Source organism: Streptomyces sp. WZ.A104 (genome assembly GCF_002382885.1).
Lineage (GTDB): Bacteria > Actinomycetota > Actinomycetes > Streptomycetales > Streptomycetaceae > Streptomyces.
The window spans coordinates 1-12,663 of record NZ_NWVL01000020.1 but is presented as its reverse complement, the minus strand read 5'-3'; the positions used below and the strand labels follow the sequence as shown (position 1 = coordinate 12,663).

Below are 12,663 nucleotides of genomic sequence, written 5' to 3'. Positions count from 1 at the left end.
CTTGTGAGCTGGCCCTTGGCCCTCCGGACCGGGTGAACCACCGCCCCCTTCCATGCGCGCGCCATGCGTACGGAACATGTCCGGAACCGTTCGTTACGGCCCTGCGGGCGACCCGTACGGCCCCCGAGAGGCCGAACTGCACCCGACAGGGCCGAATTCCTTGTGAAGAAGTTCACGAACTTCCTCGCGGTGCAGGTGGCCGAGCGGTTGAGAGCGGTCGGCCCGGGTCAGCCCGCCGCACTCCAGGCGATGCCGTCGAGGATGTCGTGCTCGCTGACGACGACCTCGTGGGCGCCGGTCCGCTCCATCACTGCGAGCAGGACGAGCGCCCCGGCCCCGATCACGTCGACCCGGCCCGGGTGCATCACGGGGATCGCGGCGCGCTCCTCGTGGGTCGACCGGAGCAGATGCTCGGTGATCGCGCGGACCTGGCCGCGGGTGATCCGGGAGTGGTGGATGGCCTCGGAGTCGTACTCCTCCAGCTCCAGCGCGATCCCGGCGACCGTGGTCACGGTGCCCGCGAGGCCGACGAGCGTCGCCGCCTCGGTGAGCGGCACGCTTCCGGCGGCGAGGTCGAGCGCGGCGTCCACGTCCGCACGGATCGCGGCGACCCGCTCGGGCGTCGGCGGGTCCACCACCGCCCCGTCCGCGACCAGGTGACGCTCGGTCATCCGGACGCAGCCGATGTCCACGGAGCGGGCCGCTGCGACCGTCTCGGAGCCGAGGACGAACTCGGTGGAGCCGCCGCCGATGTCGACGACGAGATACGGCTTCGCCAGGTGGTCCCCGCCGGCCAGCTCCTTGGTCGCCCCGTCGAAGGAGAGCTGGGCCTCCTGGTCGCCGGTGATCACCTCGGGCTCGACGCCGAGGATGTCCAGGACACCGGCCACGAACGCGTCGCTGTTCTCGGCGTCCCGGGAGGCGGAGGTGGCGACGAAGCGGACGCGTTCCGCGCCCAGCTCCTTGATCACGGCGGCGTACTCCCGGCAGGCCGCGAACGTCCGCTCCAGCGCCTCGGGGGCGAGCCTGCCGGTCCGGTCGACACCCTGGCCCAGGCGGACGATCGTCATCCGCCGGTCCAGCTCGGTGAACGCGCCGGTCGCGGGGTCCGCGTCGGCGACCAGCAGCCGGATGGAGTTCGTACCGCAGTCGACGGCGGCGACCCGGGTCATGCGTCCGGCCCCTCGGAGTCGGTGCACGGGGTGACGCACGGGCCCTTGGCCCACCACTCCGGCAGCATCGCGATGGCCTCGTCGCCGAGCGGGTTCACCCCGGGCCCGGCCGCCAGCGAGTGGCCGACCAGGACGTGCAGGCACTTGACCCGGTCCGGCATGCCGCCCGCGCTCGGGAAGCCCTCCAGGACCTCGATGGCGTCGCGGCGGGTGATGTAGTCCTCGTGCGCGGCCCGGTAGGCCTCGGCCAGCTCCGGGTCGGTCTCCAGACGGGCCGTCATCTCCTTCATGACCCCGTTGGCCTCCAGCGTGCCGATCGCCGAGGCCGCCCGGGGGCAGGTCAGGTAGTACGTCGTCGGGAACGGCGTGCCGTCCTCCAGACGGGGCTGGGTCTCCACCACGTCCGGGTTGCCGCACGGGCAGCGGTGCGCGATGGCGCGCAGGCCGCGCGGCGGACGGCCGAGCTGCTGCTGGAACGCGGCGATGTCCGCGTCGGTGGGCTTGGTGGACTCGGTCTGCGGAGGGGGCGTTTCCATGCCTGCCTTGGTTCTGCTCGGAAGCTCGTCGGAGGGGAGCTCGGAGGTGAAGTGGGTACGTCAGTCGCGGTCGGCGCTGTCCACGCCGTCCCAGAGGTTCGTGTGCCAGGGGCGGTCGTTCGCCCCCGGCTCGCCGCGGCGGTCCTTCGCCGCGTCGGGGTCGGCCACGGTGTAGCCGGTCTCTCCGGGGAGTACGTAATGGAGGTGCTGGCGGGCCAGCCGCATGATGTACGCGTCGTCCTGGAGCCGCGCCTTCTCGTCCCGCAGCTCCTCGGTGCGCCGCTCCGCCTGCCGCGAGAGCCGCTCCTGCTCGGCGATCTCGTCGCGCTGGGAGACGTACTGCCGCATCGGGTAGGCGAGCGCCACCACCAGGGAGCAGACGATCAGCGCGAGGAAAGCGGCCCGGCCGGTGAGCCGGGAGCGGCGGGCCTGACGGCGGCTCTGCGAACGGTACACGCGGGCCGCGGTCTGCTCGCCGAGCAGGCGCAGCCTGGTCGCGGTGGAGAACCGGTCGCGGTTCTTCCCGGCCATGTCTCCCGCCTCCCCGTTACGCACGTCCGTCCCCGCACACGGTACGGGACCGGGTGCGGGGACGGGCGGAGGCTACCGTCTCGGGGCTACGGGTCAGCCCTTGAAGCGCGGGAAGGCGGAGCGGCCCGCGTACACCGCGGCGTCGTCGAGGATCTCCTCGATGCGCAGCAGCTGGTTGTACTTGGCGACGCGGTCCGAGCGGGCCGGGGCGCCGGTCTTGATCTGGCCGCAGTTCACGGCGACGGCGAGGTCGGCGATGGTGACGTCCTCGGTCTCGCCGGAGCGGTGCGACATCATGCACTTGAAGCCGTTGCGCTGGGCCAGCTCGACGGCGTCCAGGGTCTCGGTCAGCGAACCGATCTGGTTGACCTTGACGAGCAGGGCGTTGGCGGAGCCCTCCTCGATGCCACGGGCCAGGCGCTCCGGGTTGGTGACGAAGAGGTCGTCGCCGACGATCTGGACCCTGGAGCCGATGCGGTCGGTGATGATCTTCCAGCCCGCCCAGTCGTCCTCGTACAGCGGGTCCTCGATGGAGACCAGCGGGTACGCGGAGACGAGCTCCTCGTAGTACTCGGTCATCTCGGCGGCCGAGCGGGACTTGCCCTCGAACTCGTAGACGCCGTCCTTGTAGAACTCGGAGGCGGCCACGTCGAGCGCGAGCGCCACGTCACGGCCCGGGACGTAGCCGGCCTCCTTGATGGCCTCGACGATGAGGTCCAGGGCGGCGCGGTTGGACTCCAGGTTCGGGGCGAAGCCGCCCTCGTCGCCGAGTCCGGTGGACAGGCCCTTGGTCTTGAGGACCTTCTTCAGCGTGTGGTAGATCTCCGCACCCCAGCGCAGGGCCTCGGAGAAGGACTCCGCGCCGATCGGGGCGATCATGAACTCCTGGATGTCCACGTTGGAGTCGGCGTGCGAGCCGCCGTTCAGGATGTTCATCATCGGAACGGGCAGCAGGTGCGCGTTCGGGCCGCCGAGGTAGCGGAAGAGCGGCAGGTCGGACGCCTCGGAGGCGGCGTGGGCGACGGCCAGCGAGACGCCGAGGATGGCGTTCGCGCCGAGCGAGGCCTTGTTCTCGGTGGCGTCCAGGTCGAACATCGCCTGGTCGATGAGGCGCTGCTCGGTGGCGTCGTACCCGACGAGCTCCGGGCCGATCTGCTCGATGACGGCGAGGACGGCCTTCTCGACACCCTTGCCCTGGTAGCGGTTGGGGTCACCGTCGCGAAGCTCGATGGCCTCGAACGCACCGGTGGAGGCGCCGGACGGAACGGCAGCACGACCCGTACTGCCGTCGTCGAGGCCAACCTCGACCTCGACCGTGGGGTTCCCCCGGGAGTCGAGGATTTCCCTGGCTACGACGACGTCGATGGACGGCACGAGGCATCTCCTTCTGGGATATGACACTGGTTGTGCAGGGTCACTGTGGCCTTGCGACACGAGCCTAACCGGCCCGGCCGCGTGAGCCGGCCGACCGCCCGCCTCCTGGGACGAAAAAGGACCCAAGGACCCGCATGACGGGACAAAACTCCAAAAATCTACTGAGCAGTAACAAGCACTGCCGGCGAGCTGCCGACAAGAGGTGAACGCATCCGGCCCCTGGCGCACCCCGCGCCCGCGCCCCGCACGCCCAAAGACCCCGGCCCGGCGCGCACGGGGGTGAGCGCGCCGGGCCGGGGAGCCGTGCGAGGGAGGGGGCCGCCGGACATCCTCCCTCCGGGGAGGAGAGACGGCGTTCTACTTCAGGTGGAGCTGCTGACCCGGGAAGATCAGGTCCGCGTCCTCGACGATGTCGTCGTTGAGCTTGAAGAGCTTGCTCCAGCCGCCCTTGACGTCTTCCTTCTCGGCGATGCCGCTCAGCGTGTCGCCGGGCTTGACCTCGTACTCGCCGTCACCCTTCTTGACCTTCTCGCCGGTCGGGGTGGTGACGGTCTTCTTGCTCTCGGCCTTCTTCTCGGCCTGCGGAGCGGTGCGCTGCTCGCTGCGCGTGGTGGGCTGCTCGGCCTGGCGCTCGGGCTGCGCCTGGCCGGAGCCGGTGTTCACACCCGGGTCCACACCGTCGTTGGTGAGACCGCCCGCACCGGCGCAGGCCCAGGCGCCCGGGCCCTGCATGTCGAGGAGCTTCTCGGCGGTGGCGATCTGCTGGCCCTTGGTGGCCAGGTCGGCGCGCGGGGCGTACTGCGTACCTCCGGCGGCGGCCCAGCTGGACTGCGAGAACTGGAGCCCGCCGTAGTAGCCGTTGCCGGTGTTGATGGACCAGTTGCCGCCGGACTCGCACCGGGCGACGGCGTCCCAGGTCTCGACGGAGGCCGCGGAAGCGCTGGTCGCGCCCATCAGCGGGACGGCGACGGCGGCACCGGCGACACCCGCGAGGGTGGCGAGACGGACGGCCTTGGACGGGCGGCGGTGCTTGCCCTTGCTGTTCAGCAGCATGGAACGAATCTCCTCACCGACGCCTACGAGGTGAGCTGTCGGGTTCGGGCTGATGAGTTGCCCGGTCGCGCGGCTCGCACGACTTCACCCCAAGCCGGTCCCGTACGGATCCGGCGGCCTACCTTGGTTCCCCCGCTCCTGCCTACGGCGCTTACGCGTCTGTTCCCCTCGACCGACGGCAGGATTCGGCGTGACGGTCGACGGGGCCCGCGGTGCGAGCGGTTCCGACCGTAAACACAGGCAACCCCGACATTCAAAGATGGACATAGGGGGCAATCGGCCCGAACTCCCCAGGGGCGGCGGACCGTTTCCGCAGGTCGGAGGCGATGTGTGCGGACGAGCCGGGCGAGCTGGGCCAGTTGAAGCAAAGAGACCCATGTCTCACTTACACAAAAGTGGACATAGGCCTCTTAACTGCCCGGGATTTCGGGGCGTTTTCCCGAATTTGGATCAGTTGGCGGCGGGCTCTGCCGCGGCCTCGGAAGCACCCTGCCCCAGCCCCACGTCCAGGCTCTGACCGGGGAGGATCAGGTCCGGGTCGGAGCCCAGGAGGTCCTTGTTGGCCTCGTACAGACCGGTCCAGCCCTGGGGGAGTTTCTGTGCGTCAGCAATCGCCCAGAGGTTGTCCCCGGGCTGCACGACGTAGTCACCGGCGGCCGCGCCGCCGTCCCGCACGTCGCCCTCGCCCCGCGAAGCGTGCCGGCCGGACTCACGGGGGCCGCCCCCGCCCGCGGCGTCGGCCTCCTCGGGCGCGGGGGCGCCCCGGTGCTTGCCGCCGGCCTCGCGCTCGCCGCCCGTCGAGGCGTCGGGGGCGGTGGAGGGCTCCGAGGCGTCGGGCACCTCGGAGGCCGGCGGGGCGGAAGGAGTCGTCGAGGGGGCGGGAGTGCCGCTCCCCTCCCCCGCACCGCCGTCGCCGTCACCCTTGGCGGCGTCGCCCGCACCGGCGGACGTATCAGACGTATCGCCCTTACTCCCCTTATTGCCCTTGTCGCCCTTGTCGCCCCTGTCGCTTCCATCAGCCTGGTCGACCGTGTTCGATTCGCCCGTCTCGCCGGATGCGTCCGTCCCGTCGGTCGGGGCTGACGTCGGCTCACCCGAGGGTGCGGTGCCCGGGTCGACTCCCGGCAGGCTGCCGTCCACCGCGAGGCCGGAGATCACCGCGCAGCTCGGCCAGGCCTTCGCCCCCTGGTCGCCCAGGACCTTCTCGGCGACGGCGATCTGCTGCGAGCGACTGGCGAGGTCGGCCCGGGGCGCGTACGTGGTGCCGCCGTACGCCGACCAGGTCTCCTGCGAGAACTGGAGCCCGCCGTAGTAGCCGTTGCCGAGATCGGCGCTCCACATGCCGCCGCTCTCGCACTCCGCGACCCGGTCCCAGGTGGCGGACTCGGCCGCGTGTGCGCCGCTCGCGCCGAGCAGCGGGATGGCGATGGCCGATCCCGTCACGCCTGCGGCGACGACGATGGCGGGTGCCTGGCGAGGGCGGCGGTGTCTGCCGTTCGCGGAGCCCATGGGTATGCCTTCCGTGCGACTGACAAGCGAGTGACTTGAGCACCGCGCCGCGGGAATCCGTGCATGCACGGTGCGCAAGTGACGCGTGGGCAACATGCGACCGACGCGTCGAACCGTGAACCTAGCGGGACTCGAACGCATGTCACAAGTCGATGCAGCGCAGATCACGTGAAAGTCACAGAGTTGACAGCGAGTCACTTTTTTCGAGACGGCTTCCGGGCTCGAACTCGACCGGGAGAGTCCGCAGTCCACGCATGATCAGGCCGCCGCGCCAGCGCAAATCGGCAGGTTCCGCCGCAAGTCGCAGGCCAGGAAGCCGCTTCAGCAGCGTGGCCAGTGCGGCCTGGCCCTCCAGCCGGGCCAGCGGCGCTCCCAGACAGTAGTGGATGCCGTGCCCGTAACCGAGGTGCTGATTGTCACTCCGCGCGAGGTCCAGAGTGTCCGGTTCCGCGAACCGCTCCGGGTCCCGGTCGGCGGCCGCCAGCACCACCAGTACGGGATCTCCGGCGGCGATCTCCTGCCCGCCCAGCGTCAGCGCCTCGGTGGCGTACCGCCAGGTCGCGAGCTCCACCGGCCCGTCGAACCGGAGCAGTTCCTCGATCCCGGTGGCCAGCAGTCCGCTCTCCCCCGCGTCCAGGGAGGCTTCCAGCCGGGCGCGCTGCTCGGGGTGGCGCAGCAGGGCGTAGGTGCCGTTCCCGATGAGGTTGACCGTCGTCTCGAACCCGGCGAAGAGAAGGATGAACGCCATCGCCGCGGCCTCGTTCTCCGTGAGGTGCTCGCCGTGGTCGCTGGCCCGGATCAGCCCGGAGATCAGGTCGTCGCCCGGATTCTCCCTTTTACGGTGGATGAGTTCGGCGAGATAGCCGCGCATCTTCTTCACCGACCGCGCCACCCCGCCACGCGGACCGCCGCCGTGCCGGATCATCATGCCCGCCCAGTCCCGGAAGTCGTCCTGGTCCTCGCGCGGGACGCCGAGCAGATCGCAGATGGCGTAGATGGGGAGCGGGAAGGCGAAGTCATGGATCAGATCGGCCTCCCCCTTCTCGACGAAGTCGTCGATGAGCCGGTCCGTCAGCTCCTGCACCCGGGGGGCGAACTCCGCGACCCGGCGCGGGGTGAACGCCTTGGACACGAGCCGGCGCAGCCGGGTGTGGTCCGGCGGGTCGATGTTCAGCAGATGCGTCATCAGGTCCGCTTTGCGCTCGCCCGGAATGCCCGTCTTCCCCTTGGCGTGCGGCGACTCGGCGTGGTGCGCCGGATTCTTGGACAGCCGCGCGTCGGCGAGCGCCTGCCGGGCGTCCCCGTACCGCGTCACGAGCCACGCCTCGACCCCGCTGGGCAGCGCGGTCCGGTGTACGGGGCTGTGCTCGCGGAGCCAGGCGTAGGCGGGGTAGGGGTCGGTGGCGAACTCCCAGGTGAAGAGTTCGGGGGCACCTTCGGAGGAAGCGGCATGGGGGCAGGCGGGGCTGTCGTTCACTCCTTGACGGTATCCGGAGTCCCGCCGGTGGAGCCGTCGAGCCGGGGGCCACCGCCCCGCGCCGCCCTGAGGTCGGCCAACTCGCGCTCGGCGTAGTGATGGCCCACCGCCTTGGCCTTGCGGAACCATTCCTCGGCCTCGCCGTACCGCTTCTCCGCCGTCAGGGAGCGCCCGAGGAGGTAGGCCGCGGCGTAGTCACCCAGTTCGTGGGCCTTCGCGAACCACTTCCGGGCCTCTTCCGGTTCGCTCCGTTCCTCCAGGAGCAGGCCGAAGTTGCTGGCCCCGGTGGCATCCCCCTGTTCGGCGGACTGCTGGAACAGGAGGGCCGCTTCCTCCGTCTCGCCGCGCTGCTCAAGGGCCAGGCCGAGATCGTTGACCGCCTGGCTGTCCCCCTCCCGCACCGCGATCCGGTGCCACCGCACCGACTCCTCGTAATCGCCCCAGGAGTAGTACAGCAAGCCGATGCGTGAGGCGACGTCCTTCACCCGGCCCCACTCGGCGGCCTTCTGGTACCAGTGCAGGGCCGACTGGTGGTCCCCGTCGCCCCGGAGCAGGTCGCCCAGCCAGAACGCGGAGACCGCGTCACCGCTCTCCGCCGCCGCCCGCAGCCAGTGCTCCGACCGCTGGGCGAGGGCGATGCCCAGCAGCCGCTGCGCCTCGACGTTCCCGCTCTCCGCGGCCTCCTCCAGATACGGGGTCGCGGCCGCCATGTCCTCCCGGTCGAACAGCAGACTCCCCAGCCGGCCCGCGGCCTCGGTGCTGCCTGCCTCCGCGGCCCGGCGGAACCAGACCTCGGCGGCCGCGTCGTCCCCGTACTCCTCCTCGATGCGGCCGAGGGTCAGCGGCGCCTCCGGGTCCCTGTCCGCCTGCGGCCCCAGGACGGCGCGGGCGGATTCGAGGACGACGCCCACCGCGGGCGACGCGGCGCCCTCGCGCGCCACCGCCTCGAAAGCGCGCGGCCACAGCTCCAGCGGAACAGGGCCGAAACCCGGCAGACCGTCCCGTGCGTCCTCGACCAGGGAGCCGTACACCCGCCAGGTGCCGCCCTCCGCACCGGGCACGAGCATGCCCGTGACACCGTGACGGATACCGGACGCCCAGGCGAGGGCCTGATCGAAGTCCTCGTGCGGGGCGCCCGGGGTCGCGTTCTCGTAGAGGTCGCTCGCCGCGCGCAGCACGTCCACCGGGACCGCCCCCTCGACCCCGCAGCGCGCCAGGTCGATCGCGGCGAGCACGAGGCGGTGGCCGAGCGGGTGCGCGTTCGCCCGACGGGCCCGCCGCCACTCGCCCAGGAGTTCCGGCCCGACCGTGAGGTACGCGGGGGTGCTGTGCCGGGTGCGATGTGTGTACGCGCCCGCCAGGCGAAGGTCGTCGCGGGCGGCGGCCGCGAGCCGTTCCTGCTCGGCCGGGGACCATTCCGTGCTCAGCTCGACGGGTTCCACGCCGCTCAGGAGCCGGGCGTGCGCTGGGCTGCCGAAGCGGTGGGCGTCGTACGCCTCGTCACTCATGGTGGCGAATACCGGGACGCGCAGGCGGACGAGTTCGGCGAGGAGGGCGGCGGTCAGCCCGTGGTCGCCGAGGTGGCCGTCCAGGTCGTCGAGCCAGAGCACGCACTCCGCGTCGCCCCGGGCCCGCAGCACGGCGGGCAGCTGGCGCAGATCCGTGCCCGGCACCGGGGTGAGGACTCTCGTCGTGCCGGAGAGATTGGTGAACAGCGCGGACCAGAGCGTCCTGGTCCTCCCGGAGAGAGGCTCACCGGTCACCATCACCAGCCCGCCGTTCCGCGCCGCCGTCCGGACCTGGGCCTCCAGTCCGGGGTCGCAGTCCCGTGCCACGTACCGCGGCAGGGGCGGTTCGTCGGCGATACGGCGCGGACGGCGCACGCCGAGGTCGATCGGGTCGGCCAGGTCCAGCTGCGGCCAGTCGGTGACCGGGGGCAGGCCGGAGTGCGGCGGCTGTCCGTAGTAGGTGTGCATGCCGCCGGTGACGGTCCCGGCCTGGATCACCGGTTCGTGGAAGATGCCGCCGGAGACGGCGTTGCGCGTGGAGGTGACGCCGACGGCGGGTGAGGGCTCCCGCGCGGCGGGCCACCGCGCCACGACTTCACGAGCGCGGCGCAGCTCCGCCGTTCTGCGGTCCTCAAGTATCCGACGCAGTCGCCCGGTCTCCTCCGGGTGCTCGTTCCCCATTCTCTGGAGCATCGCCCTGACCCTGCGTCGGGTGGCGGACCTCTGGAGCGAGGTGTCCCCCAGGCGCTGCCACTCCCGGACCTGGCCGAGAAAGTCCCCGAGCGGTGCGCTCACCCCGGCGGGCTCCTCGCGCCACCACTCGGCGTCCAGCGTCGCCCCCATCAAGGCGTCCGTCAGCGCCTCCAGTTCAGCGTCCACACCCGTTCCCCGCCCCTCGTGAAGCCCCTGCTGTCACGGTACTAACCCGCCTCGCCCTCCGCCGCCACGATCGCGTCCCGGTAGGCGCGTGCCGCCGCGCGGAGGGCGGCCTCCGGGTCGGCGCCGTCCGCCTCGGCGCGTACGGCGAGGGCGAGGAGCTCATAGCCGATGGTGTCGCCGACGGGCAGAGGAACCGTGAGTCCGGCGGTACGGACACGGCTCGCGAGCTTCGCGGCGAGGGCCAGGCCGGGCTGTCCGAGGGGGACGCCTTCGGTGACCGAGGTGCGCTGCTTCTCGATCGCCTTGGTGCGCAGCCAGTGCGCGTGGACGTCCTCCGGGGTCTCGGCGCTCTCGTCGCCGAAGACGTGCGGGTGGCGGTGGATCAGCTTCTCGACGAGGCCGCCCGCGACATCGTCCACGTCGAACGGTTCCTCGGGATGCTCCTCGGCGATGCGCGCGTGGAAGACGACCTGGAGGAGGACGTCACCGAGCTCCTCGCGCAGTTCGTCCCGGTCGCCGTCCTCGATCGCCTCGACCAGTTCGTACGCCTCCTCGATCGCGTACTTGGCGAGGCCCTTGTGCGTCTTCCGTGAGGTCCAGGGGCACGCGCGGCGGATTCGGTCCATGACCTGGACCAGGTCCAGAAGGCGTGCGCCGGGCAGGTCGTACGAGCCGGGGAGCAGCTCCAGGTCCGGCATGGCCACCCGGCCCGATCCGCCGAGCCGGGCCAGGCCGTCGGTCAGACGGCTGTCGCCCTCGCCGCCGACCAGGACGACCACGCTCCGCCCGCCCGCGCAGGCGGCGACCAGCTCGTCGGCGGAGGGGGCGGCCTGCTCGACGCGGACGCCCGCCTCGCGCAGGTAGGGCAGTTGGGGCTGGTCCGGGTCGGTGCACAGGACCCGGTCGGCCGCGTGCAGGGTCTGCCAGGCGGGCCAGGACAGCAGCCCGGGGGCGACCCGGTGGCTGGCGGTGAGCAGGACGATACGTCCGGTGTCGGGCGAGCTGTCGGGGGCGGCGGGGGCTTCGGCGTTCACCCTGCGAACCTACCCCGGGCTCCCGGGTCCCGGCGGACGGCTCCGCGTCGGCTCAGGCGCCCGCCTGCGGGTCCTGCGGGGCGAACGTGGTGACCTGGCTGATCCAGGGCGCGCTGTAGTTGCCGAGCTGCATCTTCTGGTCGTCCCAGGTGCCGAAGCGCGGGTTGACGTCGATGTCGAGCGCCTTTGACGCCTTGGTCAGAGCCTCGCCGACGACCTGCTGCCCGGCAGGCGTTCCGAGGTCCGCGCCGAGCGCCTCGGCGAGCTTCGGGAGCTGGACCTCCTGGCGCATGTCGGCGTCGATCTGGTCCGGGGCGACCCAGCGCTGCTGGAGCATCATCGCCCGGAGCTGCTCCTCGCCGCCGTACTGCGCGCGGTTGGCGAGCCGCATCTCCTGGATCTCCTTGCGGGTGACCGTGACGCCGGCGTCCTCGGCGGCCCGGTCCAGAATGCGGCTGAAGATCAGCCCGTGCAGCTTGGCGCGGTTGAGCTGGCCCGACTTGTTCACCAGCTGGACGGCCTGCGGGGAGCTCTCCTGGGCGCTGCGGACGTCCGCCGCCTGGGCCTGGACCGCCGACACCTCGATGCGCTCGCCGCCCACGACGGCCGCGGCGCCGGGGTGGGCCTGGTTGCCGCAGGCCGAAAGGAGCGGCGCGGCAACGAGTGTTGCGGCGAGGACGGAGAGCGCGGTGCGACGACGGCGGTGCAAAGGAGCCTCCCGGGGAGAGTTTGTGCATCGGTGCACAAAGCCTTGCGGTGATCGATGTTAGGCAGTGGATGTGGCCTGTGCCACTGATTCGACCAACGATTCGGGAGGAGTTGGGGATGTGGCCGGGGACGGGTGCCGCCCTCAGCCGCCGCGGACGTCCCGCTGGTGGCTGAGGAGGCGGCGCAGGTCCACCGGCAGCGGGTGGTGCGGCCCGTAGGTGCGCTCGGCGTCGTACAGCAGCGACTGGAGCTGGGCCCGGCCCGCCGTGTGGTCGCCGACCGCCAGGAGCAGCTGTCCGATGCGATGCCGGATGTCGAGGGCCCGGCCGGGGTCGGAGGTGGCGCCCCCGTAGGCGTTCTCGTAGTACGGGAGTACCGCGCGGTACTCCCCGAGCGCGGCCACGGATTCGCCGAGCTGTTCGAGGCACTGGGCGGCGTCGTAGCGGAACTGGAGGACCTGGGCGTCGGCGGGGCCCGCCTCGGCGGCGCGGTCCTCCGTGAGGCGGCGCAGCTCGGGCAGAGCGCGGCGGTACTGTCCGTCGTCCATCAGCGTCGCGGCGTACTGCTTGCGCAGGATGCGGACGACCGGTGAGTGCTCGCCGTGCTCGGCGGCGGCGGCCGGGAGGGTCGCGCCGAGGATGTCCACTGCCTGCGTGATCCGCCCCTCGCCGAGCAGCCGCTTCACCTCGTCCACGGCGCGCGCCACGTCCGGGCGGGCGGGCTGCGGTACGGGGGTGGCGTGCGGTACGGGGGCGGGCTGCGCGGGTGATCCGAAGGCGACCGGGGGCGGGGGCAGGGCGGGCGACGCGCCGGTGAAGGACGTGGGCGCGGGGGCGGCAGCGGGCGCCACGGCAGCCGCCGCGGCGGCCCGGTCCGGCCACG

10 protein-coding genes, 1 pseudogene and 1 riboswitch are annotated in these 12,663 nt (G+C 71.9%); all 11 genes and pseudogenes read right to left on the bottom strand.

Annotated features, from left to right (window positions below; all coding sequences use genetic code 11):
• Positions 1–227 precede the first annotated feature (227 nt).
• Positions 228–1,172: a Ppx/GppA phosphatase family protein gene (locus CIB93_RS13290; RefSeq protein ID WP_096627004.1), complete on the bottom strand. Its 945-nt coding sequence runs from the start codon at positions 1,170–1,172 to the stop codon at positions 228–230.
• Positions 1,169–1,708 (bottom strand): DUF501 domain-containing protein, encoded by a 540-nt coding sequence (locus CIB93_RS13285; RefSeq protein ID WP_096627003.1) that lies wholly within the window; start codon positions 1,706–1,708, stop codon positions 1,169–1,171. Before CIB93_RS13285 ends, CIB93_RS13290 begins: the two co-directional genes overlap by 4 nt.
• A 60-nt stretch (positions 1,709–1,768) precedes the next feature.
• Entirely contained in the window at positions 1,769–2,239 is a 471-nt protein-coding gene (locus CIB93_RS13280; protein WP_096627002.1) for a septum formation initiator family protein, read from the bottom strand.
• A 93-nt stretch (positions 2,240–2,332) separates the two neighbouring features.
• On the bottom strand, positions 2,333–3,613 hold the full coding sequence (eno, locus tag CIB93_RS13275; protein WP_096627001.1) for a phosphopyruvate hydratase: 1,281 nt from the start codon (positions 3,611–3,613) through the stop codon (positions 2,333–2,335).
• Positions 3,614–3,970: 357 nt separating this feature from the next.
• On the bottom strand, positions 3,971–4,666 hold the full coding sequence (locus tag CIB93_RS13270) for a transglycosylase family protein (protein ID WP_096627000.1): 696 nt from the start codon (positions 4,664–4,666) through the stop codon (positions 3,971–3,973).
• 5 nt (positions 4,667–4,671) lie between these two features.
• A riboswitch (cyclic di-AMP (ydaO/yuaA leader) is annotated at positions 4,672–4,826 on the bottom strand.
• Positions 4,827–5,116: 290 nt separating this feature from the next.
• On the bottom strand, positions 5,117–6,175 hold the full coding sequence (locus CIB93_RS13265) for a transglycosylase family protein (RefSeq protein WP_096626999.1): 1,059 nt from the start codon (positions 6,173–6,175) through the stop codon (positions 5,117–5,119).
• A gap of 175 nt (positions 6,176–6,350) precedes the next feature.
• Positions 6,351–7,652: a cytochrome P450 gene (locus CIB93_RS13260; protein ID WP_096626998.1), complete on the bottom strand. Its 1,302-nt coding sequence runs from the start codon at positions 7,650–7,652 to the stop codon at positions 6,351–6,353.
• Entirely contained in the window at positions 7,649–10,039 is a 2,391-nt protein-coding gene (locus CIB93_RS13255) for a tetratricopeptide repeat protein (RefSeq protein WP_257002165.1), read from the bottom strand. Before CIB93_RS13255 ends, CIB93_RS13260 begins: the two co-directional genes overlap by 4 nt.
• Positions 10,040–10,080: 41 nt before the next feature.
• On the bottom strand, positions 10,081–11,073 hold the full coding sequence (locus CIB93_RS13250) for a nucleoside triphosphate pyrophosphohydrolase (protein ID WP_096626997.1): 993 nt from the start codon (positions 11,071–11,073) through the stop codon (positions 10,081–10,083).
• 52 nt (positions 11,074–11,125) lie between these two features.
• The gene (locus CIB93_RS13245) at positions 11,126–11,782 is read right to left on the bottom strand and encodes a SurA N-terminal domain-containing protein (protein WP_096626996.1); all 657 of its coding nucleotides are present in this window, start codon (positions 11,780–11,782) and stop codon (positions 11,126–11,128) included.
• Between the two features lie 141 nt (positions 11,783–11,923).
• Positions 11,924–12,663, bottom strand: a pseudogene (locus CIB93_RS13240) (serine/threonine protein kinase); the annotation flags it as partial.